A 23,270-nucleotide genomic window follows, 5' to 3' on the forward strand; every position below is an offset into this window, starting at 1 on the left:
AGCCTGACAGGTTCATCGTCGATCCGATCCACCAGATGCCGGGACTAAACACCTAGGAAATAGGATGACGGAGCTAAGTTTCGGTGGATCGCTTCGCAAATGCTCTCGCCGGTCATCCGATGAAAGACAATTCAGTAAGTAATGTCTTCAGAGATCAGTTCGCCAAGCTTAAGTTTCGTTTGATTGGCAGCCCGGAAGCGGAAGCCGAACAGGCGGTGGAACGCCAGCGCAAGCTGGCTGAGGTCTTTGCGCGGCCGCAACAAGCGAAGCTTAGGCGCGAAGTCTTCGCCCTGTGGGGCGCGCGCTGCTTGATCAAGAAGTGCGAAACTTTGCCTGCTCTGGAAGCTACGTATCCGGAAGAGCGGGAAAGGCCAAGGTCTTGCTGCAACGCTTCGCAAGCGAACCCTTTGTTTGGTGGTTTAATGAACACGTGGTTGGGCGGCGAGCTCGCTACCGCAAAGACGCTAAGACCCATAATCGGTCATTTTTGCATGGGCTTGGGCTTAATAAGTTCTGCCATTCATTCATGAAGATGAACGGCAGAGCTCGGGAGCCAGTCCGCTGCTTAACCTCAGTCGAACTTAAAGCGCACACCAAGCGCAAAGGTTCGGTCGATCAGCAGCGTGCTGGAGTTGAACTGCTCAGGGTTACCGACATTGCCGAACTTGTAATAGCTCTGCTGCTTTGCCTTGGTTAGATTCACAGCGTCGAAGGTCAAGCCAATATCGTTATTCACATTCAAGGTGAGCTGGAAGTCCAGGCTTTTTTCCGGCGCGCGCCAGAAGCCGATCGGGTTGGCAAACGCCCGGGCTTCGTTACTCTGCAAGAACCCTTTGCGCCAGACGTACGATAGACGCGCACCAATCGGACCGTTGTCGTAGGCCAGCGTCGCATTGTACGACAGTTTCGATACGCCGAAGAAGGCCGACTTCGTCGAACCCGTAATCTCGCCGACAGCGTTGGTAAGCGGAATGGTCTGTTCGGAATCTAGGATCGTAGCGCTGCCGGTGACACCCAACCCGTTCAGCGGACCAGGCAGATAGGTCGGGAAATAGGTCAGACCCAGTTCGACGCCCTTCAGGACGCCGTCCGAGGCGTTCACCGGACGAGTGATGTTAAACAATTCGGTATAGGTTTCATTGCGCGGTAGATAGTTGTTCGGGATCGCTTCACGCACTGTGAGCGGCACGACCAGCCCGTCGATCTCACGACGGAAGGCTGTTACGTAGATCGCGCTGTTGCGTTCGAAATACCATTCGACCGCCAGATCGATATTCTTCGAGTGCGTCGGGGTAAGGTTTGCCGTTCCCGACGTGCCCGAACCGAAGCCGATGCGCGACAAGTCGCCTGTCAGCACTGGATTGGGGTTCAGATCGCCGAAACTGGGACGCCGGAGCGTTTCGCCATAGTTGAAACGGACGCGCAGATTATTCCCGATCGCATAGCGCGCGGTAAACGAGGGTAGCCACTTCTCCGAACCGGTGGACACGCTCGTCCGAGCAAAGTTGGCACCGCGATCGAAATAGTCATAATCGGTATCGATCGCGACATAGCGTACGCCGGCCTGCAGCTGCAGCGGACGCCCGAAGATGCTGACTTCGCCATCGGCAAGCGCATAAGCGGCCACGTTCTTTTCCGAGATGCCGAACACCTGGCCGAAGCTCAGCTGATCGGAGAGCAATAGGCCGGGGGCCACGGCGCGATACAGCGTGCGGACGGCGTCGCGGTCCATGCTGCGCGGATCCGCCAGCACCCAGCTCGTCGGAATGTTCGCCTGACCGTCGAAGAAGCCGCTGTTGGTGAAGGGCTTGCCCTCGCCGAACGCCGCCAGCGTGGTGCCCAGCCCACCCGCGCCCTGGTCGCGCACGTAATTGTCAGCCTTGCGATCATCGAACCGGAAGCCCGTCTTGATGCGCCGCAGGAATCCTTCGTCCCAGCCATATTCGCCATCGAGCATCATTGTCAGCGCGCTACCGGTATTTTTGGTACCGCTGTCGAACAAATTACCGATCGTCCACGCCGTCGCGTCGGTCAGCACGGACTGATTGCCGAAGCTGTAAGACGGCAGCCCACCGCCCGCGTTGAAGTCCACGTCGATGTCGAGCGGCCCGCGATCCGTGCGGATGGCGAAGAACGAGGTCTTGTTCTTGCTGTCCTGATACGCGATGTCGGCCGAGATCTTGCCGCGATCGGCCACGTCCCACTTGGCGTTTAACGCATAGACATAGCTGTCGGTCTTGCTGGTGCCCGTGTCGCCGCTGTTGAACCCCGCGACCGATCCGACCTGACGCGACTTGATGATGTTCGTCCCGTCGAACAGCTCAAAGCTTGCTCCAGGATTGGCCGGCAGGTCGCCCCACCAGTCGACGAAACTGAAGTTCAGGCTGTTGAACGTCTTGCCCTTGAAGCCGGTGTAGAAGACTTCCGCCGTGTAGACCGAACGATCGTTAGGCGCCCATTGCAGCGCTACATTGAACGCGCGACGTTCGCGCTTGCCGTAAACATCGGACGCGATGACCGCGTCTCTCGACAGATAATACGGCGTATTCACGCCATTGATGTTGAGCGTGGAGCCCGGCGCGGTGGGCAGACCTGCATCCAGGCCCGGCGTCCAGTTCTGGTTCCTGTCACCCGGGAAGATCCGCTGCAACGGGGTAAGGCCCGAACCCGCCGCCGGGTTTTCCGTTGCGAACGGCACCATCGCGCCAGCCTGCAAATTCTGGTTGCGGAATTGAGCGCGCGTGTAGCTGCCGTTTACGAGCAGCCCGATATCGCCAATGCCGGTTTTCCAACGGTCGCTGATTAACAGCGCAGCGTTTGGGTTCACTTTGTCAGCGAGTTCCGAATAGAGTCCGCGTACGAGGCCCGATATCGTGAAGCCGTCAAAATCGAGCGGGCGCCGGGTCTGAACATCGATCTGCCCGGCCAGGCCCGTTTCCAGCTGGTCAGCCGAGCGGGTCTTGTAGACGTCCACCTGCTTGACGAGGTTCGCCGAGATATCCTGTAGGGCGAATGACGTGCCGGCCGCGGTGAAGATGTTGCGCCCGTTTAGCGTCGTCAACGGATCGGTCAGACCTCGGATGGTGATCGTCGCCGCTTCGCCGCCGGCGCGATCAGTGACCTGAATACCGGTAACACGCTGAAGCGCTTCGACGACGTTATTGTCGGGGAGCTTACCGACATCTTCCGACACGATCGAATCGACAATCTGGATCGAATTCTTGCGCACGTTAAGCGCACCGACGATGCTGGCGCGGACACCTGTCACAACGATGTCAGCGTCGGTCTGATCAGTGGCAGTCTGGTCAGTCGCGGACTGCTCAGCCGCGGGCGGCGTCTGGGCAGCGTTGTTAACGACGCCCGCGGGCGTACCGGTCGCTGGCAGGCCGTTTTGATCCTGTGGCGTGGTCGGCACGGCCTGCGCATGTGCGGGGGCTCCCAGCACCAGCGCTGCGATCGATGCGGAACACAGAATTAATGATTTCATCGCCATCTAGCCTCTCCCTATCATGTCTATCCGACCTTATTGGCAGTCGGTATTACTCGGACATTCGTTATGATCGGAAGGACGTTAAAGCAAGGGTTATTTGGCCGACTACTCAGCAGGATATTTCAGCGAGGACTGAGGCGGTACAATGCGGCGCCGTGCGGTGGCAGGCTTTTTACTAGCGTACCCGACGCCCTTTCCAGATCGCGTCGTATCCAAAGATCACGGACACCGACCGGTCCGTTCAGGCCGATCATGTCGAGGCAAAACCGCACAGATCGCCGGGATTTGTCGGTGTTAAATAGAGCGAGATAGCGGTCTCGCGATCCCGGCACACGCGCCGACCAGACCCGAATTCCGTCGGCGACGAAATGCGGCTGGTTGTCGTAGCTTGCTTGATTGACCGCTATGACCTCAGGGTTGGTGAGAAGGTCGAGCGTCGGGCGGTCGAGATAACGCAGGTCGCCGCCCATAATCAGCGGCGATCGCGCAATCGACCACAGGGTCATCAGTGTGCGCTGTTCGTCGGGCGTAAACTTGGTGTCGCGCGCGCCCAGCGCCAGACGCCCAAGCGGGAGCATGTCCGCATCGGGCCAGCCGCCACGTACGCGGTGCGGGTTCCAGTTCTCCAAGCGGGTGAACTGCGCTTCGAGCAACGGCCACTCGTCCCAGAAATCGTCGCTGATCCGCCACATCTGCGCAAAGCGGCGAACGTGATCGGCACGGGATAAGGGCGTTTCTCCGGGCGACAGGCTCAGGATGATCGGCCGCTTAGTCGCGACGATCGCGGCATGCGCAGCTTCGATCTCGGGGGCATGCGCGTCATAGGGGCGACTCATGTCGTCCATCTTGACCAGGTCGACGCCCCAGGATGCGTAGAGTGCGAACACGCTGTCGTAATAGGCTTGTGCGCCGGGCTTGCGCATGTCGACGCCGTACATGTCCGGGTTCCAGGCACAGATGCTGGCGGTGTCGGCGATTTCGCGCGCGCGGTATTTCGTCCCGAACACCGGCAGGTTGTGCTCCACCGCCAATCGCGGAATACCGCGCATCAGGTGGATGCCGAACTGCAAGCCGAGCGCGTGCACCCGATCGGCGAGCGGGCGGAAGCCCTTGCCGCCGGCGCTCGACGGGAACCGGTTCGGCGCGGGCAGCAACCGGCCATAGCCGTCCAGCGCCGGTGTCGCCTTGGTCGCGTAGGTGTAGCTGGTCGCCCCAGGCTCGTACCACTGAATATCGACGGTGAAGACATCATAGCCCGACGGCAGCAGCTTCTCCGCCATGATCGTCGCGATCTCGATCGCCTGCGCCTCCGTGATCGTCGTCGCAAAACTGTTCCAGCTGTTCCAGCCCATTGGCGGCGTCGGCGCCAAGAGCTTCGAGCCAGCACTTGCGCCAGCGCCGATCGCGGCCGCGGGTACGGCTGCGGCTCCTGCTGCAAGGAACGTCCGGCGATCGAGACCGCTCACCTCAATGGGCCGCTGGCAATCGGTTCGCCGAAATCGGGGGTGCCGTCGGGCATGTACGTGAAGGTCTGGACGCGGGTGTGGCGGTTGGGATCGAACAGCGGGTCGCCCTTGATCGCCTCATAGTCGCGCGCATGATAGACCAGAATATCGCGGCCGCGCTCGTCAACGGTGAAGCTGTTGTGGCCAGGCCCGAAGACCTTGTGCGCTGGCGAGGACTTGAACACCGGCTTCGGCGATTTCGTCCAGGCTGCCGGATCCATGATATCGGCATCGTCGCGCGCGGTCAGCATGCCCAGGCAATAGCGCGCATCGGTCGCACTCGCCGAATAGGTCATGAACAGCTTGCCGTTGCGCGCCAGCAGCGCCGGAGCCTCGGCGACCTTGAAGCCGCGGATCTCCCAATCAAGCGTCGGCACTGCCAGCCGCGCGGGCTTCGTCGCCAGCGTCAGCGGGGTTGCGAGCGGTGCGAGATAGAGGTTGCTGTTGGTCTCGATCCCCGGCTCGCGCTGTGCCCAGGCGAGATAGCGCGTGCCGCGGTGAACGAAGCTGGTCGAGTCGAGCGTGAAACTGTCCCACGGCGTCGTCAATTGCCCCAGCACGGTCCAGTTGCCGGTCATCGCGTCGGGTCCGTCGCAGACCACCGCGAAGGTGCGGATACGGAAAACGTCCTCGCCGCCGCCGCTCGGGCCTGCCGCGAAATACATGATCCAGCGGCCGTCGATCATGTGCAGCTCGGGTGCCCAAAGAAAACCGGACATCGGCCCGGTTTTCTCATGCCGCCACAACACGCGCTCCTTGGCTGTCGACAGCCCTGCCAGCGTGCGCGAGCGGCGTAGTACGAGCCGATCGTATTGGGGCACCGAGCCGGTCATGTAATAATAGCCGTCGGTGTGCAGAAAGACCTGTGCATCGGCACGCTGGCGGACCAGCGGGTTGACCGGCAGCGGCGCTTTGGCCGCAAGCCGCGCGAGGGCGCCGCTTGCGGTCGCTGCGCCGGCACCGGCCAAGAACAGCCGTCGTGTGAAATTCATCATCATGGTCGGTTCTCCGCAATTGGCCAGCCATCTGCACCCCAGGCGATTGGTGCGATGCGCAACGTCGGGGTGCCTTTGGTCTGGGAATCATAGGCATGGTAGACGACATAGTCCTTGCCGTCGGTATCGTGCATCACGCCGGGGTGGCCGGGTCCGCGAAAGCGCTGCGTTTCCTGCAGGTCGGCGCGCAGGAAGATCGTCCCCCCGCCCTGCATCATCGCGCTGCCGTCCTTGCCGAGATACGGGCCGGTGATCGCCTTCGATCGGCCGACGACGGTGTAATAGGTGCTGTTCACGCCCTTGCAACAATAGTCGTAGCTCGCGAGCAGCCAGTAATAGCCGCCATGGACGATGATGAACGGCGCCTCGACCGGGGCGGGTCCGCCGGCTGGTGCGGGGCGGCGCGCGATCGCGTGAGGCTTCTCTACGGGGTCGAGTAGCTTGCCGGTCTTCGGGTTCAGCGCGAACAGCTTGATGCCGGTCCAGAAGCTGCCGAGCGATAGCCACTCGCGGCCCTGCGCATCGACGACATGGTTGGGATCGATCGCGTTGAAATCGTCCTTGGGCGTCGACATTACCACGAGTCCCTCGTCGCGCCAGCCATAGTCGGGCGCCTTGGGGTCGAGCGTCGGGCTGGTCGCGAGCCCGATCGCCGAGCGGCTCGAGCCGAAGGTGGAGACCGAATAATAAAGCCGGTACCGCCCGTCCCCGCTCCGCGAGATGTCGGGTGCCCACATCCCCTTGGTGCCCGGCACCGCTTTGGTCGCCCAGTCGGGCAGGCGCGACAGCGGCGGCGTACCCGCGGTCCAGTGGACCAGATCGGGCGAAGTGCGTGCGCTCAGCATCTGGCCGTCGAGCCCGGTGCCGTAGACGTAATAGGTATCCCCCGCCCGGATCATTACCGGGTCGTGAACGGGCACGATATCGCCGGTTAGACTGGCATTTAGTGTCGGCGGCGCATCGGCGGTTTGCGCCAGCACGCTACTCGCGAGCGTCAACGCGATCAGCCCGGTCGCCCATTTCGATGCGGCCATCGTCTCTCTCCCGGTAGGTACGCCCGCCGGTTGCTCCGGCGGGCGTCACGATCACTTCAGTTCGAGCATCACCACCGACATTGGTGGCAACGTCACCGACAGGGTGCCACCGCTCAGGCTAGCGCCAGTGAATGCCTTCGGTGCGACCGCGTTGGGCGCCTCGAAGGTGTTGAGCGCAGTCATCGTCGGCGCGGTCAGCACCTGCCCGGTGACGGTCTGCGCCGTCACGCCCGGCAGCGCGGCGGACACGCTGGTAGGCTTGTTCGGATCGAGGTTCGAGAGCGCGATCCGCACCACGCCGTCCTTGCCACGGACGGCAGATGCGCTGACCGACGGCATCGTCCACTGGTCCTTGTTGTACCAGGGCGACTTGATGTCGATCGGCAAGACAGTGCCGTCCATGTACGGCTTGTACATCGCGAACACGTGATAGGTCGGCGTCAGCACCATCTTGCTGCCGTCGGTCAAGATCATCGCCTGCAGCACGTTCACCATCTGCGCGATCGCGGTCATCTTCACACGGTCGGCATGCTTGGCGAAGATGTTAAGGTTGATCGCGGTGACCAGCGCGTCCCGCAGCGTGTTCTGCTGGCGCAGGAAACCGGGGTTGGTGCCCGGATCGCCGGCATACCACGTGCCCCACTCGTCGACCGCGAGCCACATCGTCTTCTTCGGATCGACCTTGTCCATGATCGCCGAATGTTTGGTGATCAGCTCGTCCATCCTGAGCGTCTCGGACAACGTCTCGGCCCAGCCGCGCTCGTCAAACACGGTCGCGGACGCACGCGGCGGCCAGCCACCGGGGATCGTATAGTAATGCAGCGACAGCGCATCCACCTTGCCGACCAGCTCACGCGCCATTGTCTCGGTCCAGTGATAGTCGTCGACGTTGGCGCCGCTCGCGATCTTCATGACGCGCGTATTTGCGGGCGCCTTGATGAAGGTGGCGTAACGTCGCGTGACGTCGGCGGCATACTCCGCGCGCATGTTGCCGCCACAGCCCCACAGCTCATTGCCGACGCCGAAATACGGCACTGCCCACGGCGCCTTGTGGCCGTTTTTTGCGCGTTCGTCGGCCAGAGCGCCGGCGGGCGAGGTCATATATTCGACCCACTCCGCCATTTCCTGCGGCGTGCCGTTGCCGACGTTGCCGGCTATGTAGGCTTCGGCGCCCAGCTGTCCGGCAAGCTCCATGAACTCGTGTGTGCCGACCGTATTCGGCTCGGTCACGCCGCCCCAGTGCGTGTTGATCTTGGTCGGGCGCTTAGCCTTGGGGCCGATCCCTTCTCGCCAGTGGTATTCGTCGGCAAAACAGCCGCCCGGCCAGCGCACCACCGGCACGCCTATCCCGCGAAGCGCGGTGACGACGTCAGTACGAAATCCGCGGACGTTGGGAATCTTTGACTTGTCCCCAACCCAGAGCCCGCCATAGATGCCGGTGCCGAGATGTTCCGCGAACTGCGTAAAGATGCGGCGATCATAGGTCGGGCCGGGCGTGTCCGCATGGACGGTCACGGTTGCCGCAGCCGACGTGGGGGCGTCGGTCTGCGCGGTGCCGATACCGGCGGTCGAGAGCAGCAGCGCGGCGGCGAGGCCCTTCAGCGTGCGGGTCATTTTTGCCTCAATCATTAAAAGTCTCCACGGATTTGCGGGTGCCGCGCAGGAATGCGTCGGCGACGAGCGTGAAGGGGGTCGTGTCGACCTCGCTGCGCCCGTCACGGACCAGGGCGGCGAAACGCGCGTAGAGCCCGGCATATTCGGCATCGTCATGCTCGCTGCTGCCTTCGGGCAGCGTTAGCACCGCGCCGCCTTTGGCGAGACGGAGCGTGCCGGCGTCAGTGTCGACGACGATGTCCCAGCTTTGCGGGCCCGTCTGACGCCAGTCGAGATCCATCGTGATCGGTGTGCCCGACGCACTGCGGAAAGCGAGATCGGCAGCAATGGGCGCGGCACGATTGGCCGGTGTCGACAGCGTCGCGGACTCGAGGAAGAACGGCTCGGGCAGGATCTCGGTCGCGATCGACAAGGCGTTGATGCCCGGATCGAATACGCCGAGCCCGCCCGGCTCCCAGATCCACGCCTGACCGGGATGCCAGACGCGGACGTCTTCGCGCCAGACGATCGACACGCGGTCGATGCGACGGTCGGCAAGCCAGGCCTTGGCGGGTGCGACACCCGCCGCGAACCGCGAATGCCAGCCGGCGAACAGCGTTGCGCCGGTCTGTGCGGCCTGAGCCTCGAGCGCGTCGACCTCCGCGAGTGTCGCGCCCGGCGGCTTTTCGAGGAACACGTGCAGGCGCTTGTCGAGCGCCATCGCGGCGAGCGAGTAGCGCACCTGCGGCGGCGTGCAGAGCGCGATTGCGTCAATCGCCGGACCGTCGGCGAGCAACGCCTCCAGCGACCTGAAGTTGGCGACGCCCTCGACGCCCGCATCCCGCGGGCTGACGCTGGCGACGAGGTCGAATTCGGCGTTGCCTGCGATCGCGGGTAGATGCTGGTCGCGGGCGATCTTGCCCATGCCGACAATCGCGATGCTGATAGCTGCCATACTCAGAGCGCCTTCACGACGACAGGCTGCGGTGCTGCCTTGGTCAGCGTGTTGCGCAAGGGAAGCGTGAACGGTGCGGCCTCGATCTCGAATACGTCGCCTTCGCGCGTTGTCACGCCGTCGGCGAATGACAGCGTTGCGGTGCCGAAGAAGTGGACATGGACATCGCCTGGGCGACGGAACAGGTCATATTTGAAATGATGCGTCTCGAGGTTGGCGATGCTGTGCGACATGTTCGCCTCGCCCGACAGGAACGGCTTTTCCCACAGGACGGCGCCGTCGCGGTGGATCCGGCTCATGCCCTCGATATGCGCGGGCGGCGTGCCGACGAGCAGCTCCGGGCCGAGCGACGCCTGGCGCAGCTTGGAATGCGCGAGCCACAGATAATTGTGCCGCTCGGTCACGTGATCGCTGAACTCGTTGGCAAGGCACAGACCAAGGCGAAACGGCGTTCCGTCCGGACCGATCAGGTAGATCCCGGCAAGCTCAGGCTCCTCGCCGCCGTCTTCGGCAAAATCGGGCATCGCGAGCGCGGCACCCGGTGCGACCAGACCCGAGCCATCACCCTTGTAAAACCATTCGGGCTGCTGGCCGCGTGTCCCTTCTTCCGGCTTGCCGCCCTCGACGCCTTCGAGGAACATCCGCATCGAATCCGTCTGCTTCTCGGCGTCCGCGGCCGCGCGGTGCATCTTGTCGCGGCCCTCAGCCGAACCGAGATGCGTCAGGCCGGTGCCCGTCATTATGAAGTGGGCCGGATCGACATGATCGATCGGTGAGGTCAGGCGACCAGCGGCGAGCTCAGCGGCGATGTCGACGCTCGCGCCTGTTCCACAAGCTGCAACTGCGCCGGCGAGATCGGTGCCATCGGCGAGCGCACGTTCGGCGAGCGCGCGGACGCTGTCTACGCCGGTAACGAACGTGGCCCCTTCACTAGTGGCAGCGATCACCGATCGCGTGCCGTCGACGCCAACATGCTGCAACAGGCGCAAAATCATCACACTCTCTCTCCTAAGCGGGACGCCGTTGTTACGGTTCGTCCCTAGTATCTTGATTTAGATGGCGGGAACGCCGTCGATAAGTCGCGGCACGGTCGTGCCATCACGCAGAACCTCCGGCAGTAGTTCGGGCAGCAGATTCTGGTACGACACCGGCCGCAGGAACCGGTCGATCGCCAGGCTGCCGACCGAAGTCGTGAGGCCGTCCGACGTCGCCGGGAACGGCCCGCCATGGACCATGGCATGCGCGACCTCGACACCCGTCGGCCATCCATTGGCCAGGATCCGCCCCGCCTTGCGCTCGAGCCGCGGGATCAGGCGCGACGCCATCCCGGCATCGCCCGTATCCATCTGGATGGTCGCCGTAAGCTGACCCTCGGCGGCACCCAGTACGGCGTGGAGTTCGTCCTCGCTCGTGCAGCGTACCAGCAACGACGACGCACCGAACACCTCATGGCCCAGCGCCTTGTCGCTCAGGAACTGTGCGGCGGTCGTTTCGAAGAATACCGCCTGCCCTTGCGCAACGCCTTCGCCGACCTTGCCGCGCGCGATCTCGTTCACCGCGTCGTGGCCGGCAAGGGCGGCGATGCCCTGCTCGTAGGCGGCATGGATGCCGCTGGTGAGCATCGTTGCGGCAGGAGCCTCGGGCAACGACGTTGCGGCCGCGGACACGAATGCGTCGAGCCCCTCGCCCTCGAGCGCGAGCACCAGCCCGGGATTGGTGCAGAACTGGCCCGCGCCCATCGTCAGTGACCCGACGAACGCCGTACCGAGCGCAGCGCCACGGGCCTTCAGCGCTTCGGGCAGCAGCACCACCGGGTTGATGCTTGACATCTCAGCATAGACCGGGATCGGGACTTCGCGAACCTGCGCCAGCTTGGCCAAGGCCAGCCCGCCAGCCCGCGAACCGGTGAACCCGACAGCGGCGATCCTCGAATCCTGCACCAGCGCGCTGCCAAGCTCGTTGCCGGGGCCGACCAGATGGGAGAACACGCCCTTGGGCAGCCCACACGCCGCGACCGCGGCATCAATCGCGCCAGCGACCATTGCGCCGGTGGCGGGATGTGCAGGATGACCCTTGACGACGACCGGGCAACCGGCTGCCAGCGCCGACGCGGTGTCGCCACCGGCAGTCGAAAAGGCGAGCGGGAAATTGCTCGCCCCGAACACCGCGACCGGACCGAGCGGGATCATACGCAAGCGCAGGTCAGGACGCGGCAGCGGTGCGCGATCGGGGAGTGCCGGATCGATCCGCAACCCCATCCAGCCGCCACGGCGAACGAAGCCTGCGAACAGCTTCAACTGGCCGACGGTACGCCCGCGCTCGCCCTCCAGCCGGGCGCGCGGCAGGCCACTCTCGCGCATCGCGGTGACGATCAGGTCGTCGCCCAGTGCGACGATCTCCGCGCCGATCCGCTCCAGGAAGTCCGCCCGTGCGTCATTAGTGGTCGCGCGGTATACGTCGAACGCGGCTTCTGCAGCGGCGCAGCCTGCTTCGACGTCGCCATGACCATGAACCGCAATCGGATCGCCTACGGTCGCACCCGTTGCCGCCTCGACGGACCAGAAGCCTGTATCGTGAACCTTGTTCGCAAAAGACACGTCGGCCATGTGGTATCCACTCCTTATACTCTGACATATAAGGCTCGTTTGAGTTTGGCAATCTACGACATTCCTCCATCTGGAACGGCGTGGTATCTGTCGAACAGGGAGCGCGAATGACTAAGATTCAAGACGTTAACGACGTCGTTGATGCGATAAGTGAACCGCCGCGGGCCACCCGTGGTACGGGAAGACGGTTGCACGGGGCCGTAGCTCACAAGCTGGGAACGGCGATATTGTCCGGGAAATACACGCCTGGCGACACGCTTTCCGGGGAGGTCGAGTTCTCAGCGATGCTGGACGTGTCGCGTACTGCTTACCGCGAAGCCATCCAGGTCCTGACTGCCAAGGGGCTCGTGGAGAGCCGTCCGAAAATCGGAACGCGCATACTGCCGCGCAGCCGGTGGAACTTGCTCGATCCCGACGTTCTGGCGTGGTCGTTCGCCGGCGAACCTGACATCGCATTGATCCGCAGTCTCTTCGAACTTCGCGCGATCGTCGAGCCTGCCGCGGCGGCGCTGGCCGCCCAGAGACGCGAGCGCAGCGACCTCAAGATCATGAAGGATGCGCTGGCGGCGATGCGGCGGCATACCTTGGCCACCGAAGCCGGCCGCGCGGCGGACCGCGAGTTTCACGATGCGGTACTGACCGCGACGCGCAACGATGCATTGATCGTACTGAGCGCGAGCATCGGCGCCGCGGTCGCTTGGACCACTCAGTTCAAGCAGCGCGCACGTGCCCTGCCTCGCAATCCCATCCCGGATCACGCGCTGGTCTACGACGCGATCGCTTCAGGCGATGCGAACGGTGCCAGCACGGCGATGCGAACCCTGGTCGATCTGGCGCTGGAGGATACGAAGCTGGCGATGGCGGGCTGATCTCACGCCACCGTCGTTTCGGCTTCCTTTGCTCTGACTAACCGGAGCCTGGTTAAGCTGAACTCTGATTAAGGAACGGGAACGGGATCAGGCAGCGCGTCGGTCACGCGCGACCCCCATACCGCATAGAACAGGATATAGAGTTCGCACACGGCGGTCAGCAGGAACGAGATCTGCAACCCGTAGGTGTCGGCGAGCCAACCCTGGACGATCACTAGCGCGCCGCCGGCTATTGCCATGATCAGCAGCCCCGACCCTTCTTCGGTCAGCGGCCCCAGGCCACGGATGCCGAGAGTGAAGATCGTCGGAAACATGATCGAGTGGAAGAGCCCGACCAAAATCAGCGACCACATCGCGACATGGCCGGTGGTGAAGGTCGCGATCAACATGACGACGAACGCGCCGATGCTCGCCACCGCCAGCACGCGCTCGGCGGGGATCGTCCGCATCACTACGCTGCCGACCAGTCGGCCGACCATCATACCGCCCCACAGGACGAACAGGTAATGCGAGGCCTGCTCGTGCGTGAGGTTGCCGATGTCCGGCTGGCTGACGAAATTGATGAACAGGTTGGCGACGCCGATCTCGGCGATAAGATAGATGAAGATCGCCGGAATGCCGAGTACGAGGTTGCGGTGCGACCACAGGGACAGCCCCTTACGCTCCGCCTTTGCCGAGCGCTGCGTCGATGCGCCCATCGCCGGCAACGGGAAGCGCGCGATGACGATCGCGAGCACCACCAGTACGCCGGCGACGATGAGATACGGCAACACCACCGACTGTGCGTCGGCGAGCCGTTCGGCCGGCGTGAGGACTGCCGTTGACCCAGCAACCGCGGTACCGGAGGTTGAGCGGCCGAGGATCAGATATCCACCGAACAGCGGCGCGAGCGTGGCGCCCGCCGAGTTGAACGCCTGGACCAGGTTGAGCCGCGACGAGGCGGTCTCAGGCGGGCCGACGACGGCGACATACGGGTTGGCGGCGACCTGCAGCAGCGTGATCCCACTGGCGATCACGAACAGCGCGAATAGCGTGACGCCGTAGGAGGGCAGCCGCGCGGCGGGTACCATCATCAACGCTCCAACCGCCATCAGACCCAGCCCGAACACCATCGCGCGCTGGTAGCCGACCCGTTCGATCAGCTTGGCGGACGGGATGGACGCGAAGAAATAGGCGATGAACCAGACGCTCTCGATCAGCGTGGTCTGTGTGTAGCTGAGGTCGAACACGCTGCGCAGATGCGGCAGCAGCGTGTTGTTGATGACGGTGATGAAGCCCCACATGAAGAACAGACTGGCCAGCAGCGTCAACGCGGATCGGTAGCTTAGCCCCCCGCTTGGCGGCACTTGTGTCGCAGCACCCTCAACCTGTCGTTGCATCTGTATCGGCATCGCCATAATCGTTCATCCTCCGTGCCATGTCGGCGACTGATCGACGGACTTTGGTCGATCGTCTTTTCCCGCACGGCTTGCCCAGAAATATATTGTCTGACTATATAGCCGCATAAGGCGCGTCAACGGCGCCGAACGATTAAGGACGGGATGCGCGCAATGATTAAGTCGGTGTCGAAGTCGGGGATCATACTATCAGTCGCACTGGCGGCGCTGACGGCTCAGGCCGCCAACGCCGCGACGGCCAAGCGCGGTGCATTCGGCACCCTGCCCGACGGTACCGCGATCGAGGCGGTGACGTTGACCGGCAGCAACGGCGTCAGCGCGAGGATCATGACGCTCGGCGCGACGCTCCAGTCGTTCAGCGCGCCCGACCGCAACGGCAAGACGGTCGACATCACGCTCGGCTATGACGATGCTGCAAGCTATGTCAGCGCACCGAACTTCTGGGGCCAGACGGTCGGACGCTATGCCAATCGGATCGCCGGTGGCCGTTTCGAGCTTGACGGCAAGGCGTATCAGCTCCCGCTCAATGACAAGACCAACAGTTTGCATGGCGGCACTACCGGTTTTGACAAGCGGGTCTGGAAGATCGTCTCGGTCACGAACGGCGCGCAGGCGAAGGTCGTGATGACGATGACCAGCCCGGCAGGGGACCAGGGCTATCCGGGCACGCTTGCGGTCAAGGTCGCCTATGCGCTTGACGACAAGGGCGGACTGACGATCGACTTCGATGCGACGGCCGACGCGCCGACGATCGTCAACCTGACCAACCATGCGCTGTTCGACCTCGCCGGCGAAGGCTCGGCGACCGGGATCTACGGCCAGCGTCTGACCATCCGCGCCCGCCGCTATACGCCCGTCGATGCTGCGCTGATCCCGACCGGCGAGTTGAAGCCAGTAGCCGGCACCGTGTTCGACTTCACCAAGGGCCGGGCGCTGTCAGATGGCATCCGTGACGGCCGCGATCCGCAGATCGTCATCGGCCGCGGCTGGGACCACAATTTCGTGCTCGACAAGGGCGCGAGCGCGGAGCCCGGCTTGGCCGCCCGCGTCGAGGACCCTGCATCGGGTCGCGTGCTCGAAGTATTCACGACGGAGCCTGGCGTGCAATTTTACTCGGGCAATTTCCTCGACGGCTCGCTGGTCGGCAAGTCAGGTCACGTTTATCGGATGGGCGACGGCCTAGCGCTCGAACCACAGAAGTTTCCCGACACGCCTAACCAGCCGGCGTTCGGCTCAGCGCGCGTCGACCCGGGCAAGCCCTATCACCACCGCATGATCTACCGCGTCTCCGTCGCCCGCTGACCCCCCGCTGATCCGATTTCCAGAAAGCCCAATCGATGACCGACTTGACCACGCCTCTTCAGAAGCTTCGTTCGCGCGCCTGGTTCGACAACCCCGAGAACATCGACATGACCGCGCTCTATCTGGAGCGCTATCTGAACTTCGGGCTGTCTCTGGAGGAGCTGCGTTCGGGCAAGCCGATCATCGGAATCGCGCAGACCGGCAGCGACCTCAGCCCCTGCAACCGCCATCACCTCGTGCTCGCCGAACGGCTGCGCGAAGGCATTCGCGAGGCGGGCGGCATCGCGCTCGAATTCCCGGTCCACCCGATCCAGGAGACCGGCAAGCGCCCGACCGCGGGGCTCGACCGCAACCTCGCCTATCTGGCGCTGGTTGAGGTGCTTTACGGCTATCCGCTCGACGGCGTCGTGCTGACGATTGGTTGCGACAAGACGACGCCCGCCTGCCTGATGGCGGCGGCCACGGTCAATATTCCCGCGATCGCGCTGTCGGTCGGGCCGATGCTCAACGGCTGGCACAAGGGTGAGCGGACCGGCTCGGGGACGATCGTGTGGAAGGCGCGCGAGTTGCTCGCGACCGGCGCGATCGACGATGAGGGCTTCATCAAGCTCGTTGCCTCGTCGGCGCCGTCGACCGGCTATTGCAACACGATGGGCACCGCGACGACGATGAACAGCCTGGCCGAGGCGCTCGGCATGCAGCTGCCCGGATCGGCTGCGATCCCCGCGCCCTACCGCGACCGCCAGGAGGTCGCGTACAAGACCGGCAAGCGCATCGTCGACATGGTCGCCGAGGATCTGAAGCCCAGCGACATCCTAACCAGGGAGGCGTTCCACAACGCGATCGTCGTCAATTCGGCGATCGGCGGATCGACCAACGCGCCGATCCACCTCGCCGCGATCGCGCGCCATATCGGCGTCGACCTGCCGATCGACGACTGGCAGACGCACGGTCACAAGGTCCCGCTGATGGTCAACCTTCAGCCCGCCGGAGAGTATCTCGGCGAGGATTATTACCATGCCGGCGGGGTGCCAGCGGTGGTCGCTGAGCTGATGAAGCAGGGGCTGATCCACGAGGACGCAATGACCGCCAACGGCAAGAGCATCGGCGACAATTGCCGCACCGCGACGATCGAGGACGAGCGCGTCATCCGCCCGTTCGCAACGCCGCTGCTGGAGGATGCCGGCTTCATCGTGCTCCGCGGCAATTTGTTCGACAGCGCGATCATGAAGACGAGCGTCATCTCGCCGGAATTCCGCGAACGCTATCTCAGCAATCCGGACGATCCCGAGGCGTTCGAAGGCCCCGCGGTCGTGTTCGACGGCCCCGAGGACTATCATCACCGGATTGACGATCCGTCGCTCGGCATCACCACCGATACGCTGCTGTTCATGCGCGGCGCGGGGCCGATCGGCTATCCGGGTGCCGCCGAAGTCGTCAACATGCGTCCGCCCGCTTATCTCATCCGCGAAGGCGTTCACGCGCTTCCCTGCATCGGCGACGGTCGCCAATCGGGCACGTCGGGCTCGCCGTCGATCCTCAATGCCAGCCCCGAGGCGGCGGCGATGGGCGGCCTCGCGCTGATCCGCACCGGCGACCGGGTTCGCATCGATCTCGGCAAGGGCAGCGCCGATGTCCTGATCTCCGATGAGGAACTGGCCGAGCGGCGCCGCACGCTGACTGCGGCGGGCGGCTATGCCTTCCCGCGCTCGCAGACGCCGTGGCAGGAAATCCAGCGCGCCACCGTCGGCCAGATGGAAACCGGCGCCATCCTCGAAGGTGCGGAGAAATACCAGCGCATCGCCCAGACGATGGGTCTACCGCGCGACAATCACTGATAAAGATGCAGTATCGCCTTCCTATGTGAAGGCGATACTGCATAGGCCTTCAGCGTTGGCGCCGTACCGCTGGCACTTCGGAAAGGGCCACCGGTACGACACCCTTCGGCGCTGCACTCGATCGGCGGATCAGATCGGTCTCGGCCTGCCGATACGGCGTGCCGTCGTTCCGGAACACCTCGTGAAACCAGATCGTCGGCTCGGCCAGCACGTACGGTTTCTGCCAGCTGTCCCAGGGTAGACGCGTCTGCGTCTTGCCATCGACGAACCCCCAGTTGATCATCCCAACATTGTAGCGCTTGCCAATCGGCAGCGAACCGTCAAAGGTCGAGCCGTTGCCACGCGCCATATACTCCGTGCAGATTACAGGACGATCGTAGGCCAGAAGCTGCCTGATCCGCCGCTCGAACGTCTCGGGCCAACTATAATCGTGGAATGTCACCACGTCCGATTGCGCAAGCTGAAGCTTTTCCATCGGTGAGGTCTTGCCGCCCGGCGTCCAATCGTTTCCGATCCACACGCCCGAGGTCAGCGGCTGGGACGGATCGGACTCGCGTGCCCAGTCGAACACCTGCGCCAGCAGTGCGCGAACCAGCGGCTCCTTGCCCTCCTGCCCCTTATACTGGTCGGCACCATTGTCGGGCTCGTTCCAGACGTCCCAGCCGAGGATCCGGTCGTCCTTGGCGAACGCACCGATCACGCCCTGCACATACGCCTTGTAGCCGGGATAGCGCGTGCGATCGCGTAGACCTGGCATTCCCGGCCCCTGCACCCACCCCGAATTGTGCACGCCGGGGATCGGCGGATGCTGCGGCCCGAGTTTCGGATCCGGATCCCAGCAACTGTCGAACAAGACGAACAACGGCTTGATCCCGTGTGCCCGAGCGATCGTCAGGAACGCGCCTATCCGCTGCTTGAAGCCCTCGGGGTCCTGCTGCCAGAGCTGGTCGTGAAGAAAGACGCGCATCGTGTTCATGCCGATGCCCTGCGCAAGGCCGAGCTCATAATCGATCCGCTTGGGATCCCAAGTTACCGCCTGCCACATCTCGAGCTGGTTGATCGCAGTTGATGGCGCATAGTTTGCGCCGACCAGCCACGGTTGCGCGGCATACCATCCCTTGGCTTGTCCCTCGGTCCAGCGACCCCTCGCTTGGGCGGGGCTGACTGATAGGACGATCGCGGCAAGCAGGACGGGGGGCAGCGCCCTCATGGGCGCGACGATTCTTCCGACCGAAATCCTCCGATGCGGCTTATCGGAGCAAACTTCTCGTTCCGATCCATCCCGCATCTGCCTCGACGTGCGTTGTTTCACCGGTTGTCCTCTCCTGTTGGGCGATCGTGCCGTTCATTCACTTAACGACGCGCCACATCACCGCAGCGCTGTTCGCCGCGCCTTTGATCATCCTAGCTGGCCACGCTCCGGATCACCAAGAACCAACCGAAGAATTGTTCGGTATTGTCCTACAAACGGTTGTCAGCTCCGTAGGATAATCTTAGCGTGGAATCAGGTCGCGTGGAAAACCATCGACATCGAAGGGGAGAGAGACATGAAAGCGAAGGCGCTTCTCTGCGCATCCGTAGCCACCATGGCACTGCTTACCACAGCGTCCGCCAGCGCGCAGATCTCCGACAAATCGACAGCCGAAGTTCGGGCGGGCGGTCAGGATCTCCCCAAGCCGACCACCGCCTCCGATCAGAACGCGAACCCCGCCGCCCCGCAGCCATCGCTGCAGGAAAGTCCTACGGAGGGAGACGGCGAGATCGTAGTTACCGGCCTGCGTCGCAGCCTTCAGTCGGCGCAGGCGATCAAGCGCAATTCTGACGGCATCGTTGATGCGATTGTCGCCGAAGACATTGGCAAGCTGCCGGACACGTTCGCGTCGTCCGCGCTCGCGCGCGTGTCGGGTGTGCAGGTGACGCGGGGTGGCGGCGAGTCGGCGGGTGTCACGGTGCGCGGCCTACCCGATCTCAGCACCACCTATAATGGCCGCGAGATTTTCACAGCCGAAGGTCGTTTCGTCCAGATCCAGGATTTTCCTGCCGGCACGGTCGCAGCGCTGGAAGTCTATAAATCCGGCACTGCCAACCTGATCGAAGGCGGCATCGGCGGCCAGGTCAACGTCCGCGGCCGTCGCCCCTTCGACTTCAACGGCTTCGAACTGTCGGGATCGTTGAACGGCGTAAACTGGCAACAATCGGGCAAGATGTCCTGGAACGGCAATCTGCTCGTCAGCGACCGCTGGGACACCGGGATCGGTGAGATGGGCCTGCTCGTCAACGCGTCCTATGTCGGCATCAATTTCCTGGACTCAACGCGCGAGCAATCGCTGGTCGTCGCGACGACCAATGCCGTGAATGCGCCTGGCACGACCGGCGGTGTTCGCTATCCAGACGCGCAGTCGCTCTTCCTCGGCTATGGTCGACGCTGGCGGCCGTCCGCCAACGCCGCATTCCAATGGAAACCAACGCCGGAACTCGAGATCTATGCCGACGGTCTCTACCAAGGTTATCGTGGGCGCGATTCCAACCGGTTCATGTTCGTGCCGAACTTCGGCGGCGCCGATTTCCAGCTGAACAATGTGGTCACGCGCCCCGGCAACGCAAACGTCGCGCAAAGCGCGACGGTTTCGGGCGCTAACGCACCGGATGGCTATTATGGATCGGCCAACGGGACGACCAACACGTATCAGGCTGGCGGTGGCGCAATCTGGAAACATGACAATCTCCAGATTTCCGGAGACATCGCCTACACCGACAGCACCTACACGTTCGATGCGGTCAATATCGACTACACGTTCCGCAGTTCGCCGGTCCGCAACGTCGTCTTCGAGTCGCCAGGAACGGACGGTGGTCCGAGTTTCGACCTGGGCACCTTCAACCTGACCGATCCGGCGAATTACCTCAGCCGCGGCTTCTTCCAGGAATATACCAAGGTCGGCGGCAAGGACATCCAGTCGCGCTTCGACGTCCAGTACGACATCGGCGAGGGCCTGCTTAAGCGCCTGCAGTTCGGCATTCGCTACAACGATCGCGACGCCAACCGTGATCGCGGCGCGCCCTATATTTTCAACTTGCCGGCTCAGATTCCCATCACCGCGCTGCCGGTCAGCACCGAAAGCACGTTGGCCGGGTTTGGCTATAACAACACGCTGCCGATCCATACTTTCACCGCAATCCCCTCGAGCAGCATCCGCGATAATCTCGTCGCGTTGCGGAGCTTCTACGGTGCGCCGGCTGGACGACCGGAGTTCAATCCCTCGGAGAATTTCCGCGCGAACGAAAAGGCGCTGGCAGCCTATGCTCAAGTCAAATACGGCTTCGACATCGGCAGCGTCGTCGTCGACGGCGTGGTCGGTTTGCGGGCCGTCCGCACGAAAAATCAGATCAGCGGCTTCCTGCGCGACGAACAGACGCCGGGGAATTTCGTGATCACCCCGATCACCGCGAAGAACGAATACACCGATTACCTGCCCAACGTCAGCGCGCGCGTTGCCGCCACCGATGAACTGCAGTTGCGGCTCGCCTATACGCAGACGCGGACCCGGCCGAACTTCTTCGACCTCAATCCCGCACTGACCGTCGGATCGCCGCCGACGATCGATCCGAACAATCCGCCGAACTCGAACGATCCAAACAGCAACGCCCGCAATATCACGGCCGGCAACCCAAACCTGTCGCCGTTGACGTCAAACAACTACGACGCGAGCCTCGAATGGTATTTTTCACGGACCGGCTCGCTGACCGGTGCGATCTTCCGGCGTGATGCGCAGGGCTTCATCTCGAACACGACCGTCTTCACTACCGACCCGACTTACGGTCGCGTGCGCTTCACCAGGCCCGAAAACACCGGCGCAACGCGGTTCCAGGGTGTCGAAGTCGGCTTCACCAGCTTCCTCGACATTGACGGACTGCCTGACTGGGCGAAGGGCTTCGGCTTGCAGGCCAACGGCACCTACGTCGATTCTAAGGGCGATCTCGCATCGACGCTCGCGACGTCCCCCAACGTCGCCGGTCAGCAGCAACGCTTCAACGGCGTGTCGAAATGGACTTACAACCTGGTCGGGCTGTACGAACGGCCGTTCTTTTCGGCGCGGATCGCGTATAATTTCCGCTCAGACTTCGTTCAATATTACAGCCAGGAGCCGCTCGACGTCGACGTCAACGGCGCTCAACGCACTGGCGGGGTGATCGAGAAGGCGCGCGGGCAACTCGATCTGTCCGCAACGGTCACGCCGATTCCGAGCGTCACGCTGGCGTTCGACATCGTTAACGTTCTGGGCAATCCGATCCGGCGCTATCGCCAGTTCGATGACGCCGGCGATCAGTTCGCACGCCAGATCTTCTATCTCGAGCGTACCTACTCGCTCGGCGTCCGGTTTCGGTTCTGACCTGACCTGACCTGACCTGACCTGACACAGCGATCATAGGAGATACTGTCATGCGGATTGCTTTCTTCGCTACGCTGGGGCTCGGCGCGCTTATGTCGGCCTCGTACGCCACCAACGATGCGCCGAGTGTGGCGCCCGACCTGGATCTCTTGTTCGTGCTCGACTCCGGGCAGCCAGCGCAATGACGCGGCGTTGGGGACCGTGGATCGCAAGCACAATCGGTGTCGCTCTGGTAACGGCCGCGGCAGGCCTCGCCCGCAACCCAGTGTTCCAGGGCGCCGACCCGCATGCGATGATGATCGATGGCGAAATGTGGATCTTTCCGACTGGCGGCCCGGGCGGAAGCTGGGCCGCGGACCGGTTCGGTGCCTTCTCGTCTCGTGATCTCAAGACTTGGACCTCCCGTGGCGAGATCCTGCGCCGCGATCAAATCCGCTGGATCGGCGACGATGGCGCGAAGGCGCATTTCCTGTGGGCGCCGGGCGTTGCGACACGGGACGGCAAATGGTATCTTTATTATTCGGTCGGACCGCAGAACCCTACGCCGAGCCGGATCGGTGTTGCCGTCGCGGACGCACCGCAGGGCCCGTACCGCGACAGCGGACGGCCACTGGTCACCGGCGGTCGTCAGGCGAACGGGGAATTCGAGGCGATCGACCCGATGGCATTCGTCGACCCACGGTCCGGCAAGGCCTATCTCTACGCCGGCGGCAGTGCCGGCGCGAAGCTGCGTATCTGGGAACTCAGTCGCGACTTGGTCAGTCTCGCGCGCGAAGTTCCGGTACACCAGCCGCCCAATTTCACCGAGGGTGCGTTCATGCACGAGCGGAATGGTGTGTATTATCTCTCGTACAGCCACGGTCACTGGAACGGCCCTGATTACTCGGTCCATTATGCAACTGCGCCCTCCCCCATCGGCCCGTGGCGCTACCGTGGCGCAATCCTGACGAGCAACACGCGACATCAAGGGCCGGGCCACCACAGCTTCGTCCGTACACCACAGGATGAGTGGTTGATTGTGTATCATCGTTGGGACCAGCCCCCCGGTCCAGCGCCGCTTAAGGGCGAGCGCCAGGTTGCGATCGACCGGGTATGCTACGGCACCGACGGCACTATTGTGCCCGTTATTATGACCGAAGGCGACGCGGTCCCGAAGCTGCACGGAATAGGTAATTGCGCGGGCAATTAGCGATTAGGCGGCTGCCCGTCATCTGGACGAACGGCTACTCATGCCGCTCGCCGCGCGAATGCGGACAGGCGACTTTCCACCAGTTTCGCCTCAAAACAGACGTCCCGCT

The 23,270-nt window shown here is 63.2% G+C and carries 16 protein-coding genes and 1 pseudogene; 7 read left to right on the forward strand and 10 right to left on the reverse strand.

The window, feature by feature from the left end:
* Positions 1–83 precede the first annotated feature (83 nt).
* A complete protein-coding gene (locus tag IFS44_RS17090) occupies positions 84–530 on the forward strand; it encodes a hypothetical protein (protein WP_192099350.1) in 447 nt (148 codons plus the stop codon).
* Between the two features lie 41 nt (positions 531–571).
* Here IFS44_RS17090 and IFS44_RS17095 read toward each other — a convergent pair whose 3' ends face one another.
* The 8 genes and pseudogenes from IFS44_RS17095 to IFS44_RS17130 all read right to left on the reverse strand — a co-directional run bounded on the left by IFS44_RS17095 (position 572) and on the right by IFS44_RS17130 (position 12,178).
* Positions 572–3,493, reverse strand: a complete 2,922-nt coding sequence (locus tag IFS44_RS17095) for a TonB-dependent receptor (RefSeq protein ID WP_244650389.1) — start codon at positions 3,491–3,493, stop codon at positions 572–574.
* A 119-nt stretch (positions 3,494–3,612) separates the two neighbouring features.
* Positions 3,613–4,962, reverse strand: coding sequence for a glycoside hydrolase family 27 protein (locus tag IFS44_RS17100; RefSeq protein ID WP_342366471.1), 1,350 nt, complete (start codon positions 4,960–4,962; stop codon positions 3,613–3,615).
* A pseudogene (locus IFS44_RS17105) lies at positions 4,959–5,987 on the reverse strand (glycoside hydrolase family 43 protein); the annotation flags it as partial. The pseudogene IFS44_RS17105 and the gene IFS44_RS17100, both read right to left, overlap by 4 nt.
* 2 nt (positions 5,988–5,989) lie before the next feature.
* Positions 5,990–7,024, reverse strand: coding sequence for an arabinan endo-1,5-alpha-L-arabinosidase (locus IFS44_RS17110; RefSeq protein WP_192099351.1), 1,035 nt, complete (start codon positions 7,022–7,024; stop codon positions 5,990–5,992).
* A 51-nt stretch (positions 7,025–7,075) separates the two neighbouring features.
* Positions 7,076–8,638, reverse strand: a complete 1,563-nt coding sequence (locus IFS44_RS17115; protein WP_192071709.1) for an alpha-N-arabinofuranosidase — start codon at positions 8,636–8,638, stop codon at positions 7,076–7,078.
* Positions 8,639–8,645: 7 nt separating this feature from the next.
* Positions 8,646–9,572 (reverse strand): Gfo/Idh/MocA family protein, encoded by a 927-nt coding sequence (locus IFS44_RS17120; RefSeq protein ID WP_192099352.1) that lies wholly within the window; start codon positions 9,570–9,572, stop codon positions 8,646–8,648.
* Between the two features lie 2 nt (positions 9,573–9,574).
* Entirely contained in the window at positions 9,575–10,567 is a 993-nt protein-coding gene (gene araD1 / locus IFS44_RS17125; RefSeq protein WP_192099418.1) for an AraD1 family protein, read from the reverse strand.
* A 57-nt stretch (positions 10,568–10,624) separates the two neighbouring features.
* Positions 10,625–12,178, reverse strand: a complete 1,554-nt coding sequence (locus IFS44_RS17130) for an aldehyde dehydrogenase (NADP(+)) (protein WP_192099353.1) — start codon at positions 12,176–12,178, stop codon at positions 10,625–10,627.
* A gap of 107 nt (positions 12,179–12,285) precedes the next feature.
* Here IFS44_RS17130 and IFS44_RS17135 point away from each other — a divergent pair, with 107 nt between their 5' ends.
* Positions 12,286–13,047: a FadR/GntR family transcriptional regulator gene (locus IFS44_RS17135; protein ID WP_192099354.1), complete on the forward strand. Its 762-nt coding sequence runs from the start codon at positions 12,286–12,288 to the stop codon at positions 13,045–13,047.
* Between the two features lie 68 nt (positions 13,048–13,115).
* Here the strand turns inward: IFS44_RS17135 and IFS44_RS17140 are convergent, their stop codons facing one another.
* Positions 13,116–14,426 carry a sugar MFS transporter gene (locus IFS44_RS17140; protein ID WP_244650390.1) on the reverse strand — a complete coding sequence of 437 codons (1,311 nt, stop codon included), beginning with the start codon at positions 14,424–14,426 and terminating at the stop codon, positions 13,116–13,118.
* A 162-nt stretch (positions 14,427–14,588) separates the two neighbouring features.
* Here IFS44_RS17140 and IFS44_RS17145 point away from each other — a divergent pair, with 162 nt between their 5' ends.
* Positions 14,589–15,746 (forward strand): aldose epimerase family protein, encoded by a 1,158-nt coding sequence (locus IFS44_RS17145; RefSeq protein WP_192071713.1) that lies wholly within the window; start codon positions 14,589–14,591, stop codon positions 15,744–15,746.
* 35 nt (positions 15,747–15,781) lie between these two features.
* Complete coding sequence (locus IFS44_RS17150; RefSeq protein ID WP_192099356.1) at positions 15,782–17,584, forward strand: IlvD/Edd family dehydratase; 1,803 nt, start codon at positions 15,782–15,784, stop codon at positions 17,582–17,584.
* A gap of 49 nt (positions 17,585–17,633) precedes the next feature.
* Here the strand turns inward: IFS44_RS17150 and IFS44_RS17155 are convergent, their stop codons facing one another.
* Complete coding sequence (locus tag IFS44_RS17155) at positions 17,634–18,794, reverse strand: cellulase family glycosylhydrolase (RefSeq protein WP_192099357.1); 1,161 nt, start codon at positions 18,792–18,794, stop codon at positions 17,634–17,636.
* 376 nt (positions 18,795–19,170) lie between these two features.
* On the opposite strand from IFS44_RS17155, the gene IFS44_RS17160 reads away from it, so the two are divergent.
* The 3 genes from IFS44_RS17160 (at position 19,171) to IFS44_RS17165 (ending at position 23,161) form a co-directional block, all read left to right on the forward strand.
* On the forward strand, positions 19,171–21,972 hold the full coding sequence (locus IFS44_RS17160; protein WP_206757860.1) for a TonB-dependent receptor: 2,802 nt from the start codon (positions 19,171–19,173) through the stop codon (positions 21,970–21,972).
* A 50-nt stretch (positions 21,973–22,022) separates the two neighbouring features.
* Positions 22,023–22,157, forward strand: coding sequence for a hypothetical protein (locus tag IFS44_RS22640; RefSeq protein ID WP_267895098.1), 135 nt, complete (start codon positions 22,023–22,025; stop codon positions 22,155–22,157).
* Between the two features lie 80 nt (positions 22,158–22,237).
* Positions 22,238–23,161, forward strand: coding sequence for a family 43 glycosylhydrolase (locus tag IFS44_RS17165; protein WP_342366465.1), 924 nt, complete (start codon positions 22,238–22,240; stop codon positions 23,159–23,161).
* Positions 23,162–23,270 lie beyond the last annotated feature (109 nt).

The organism is Sphingomonas sp. CFBP 13706, from assembly GCF_014842355.1.
In the GTDB taxonomy this organism is placed as follows: Bacteria; Pseudomonadota; Alphaproteobacteria; order Sphingomonadales; family Sphingomonadaceae; genus Sphingomonas; species Sphingomonas aerolata.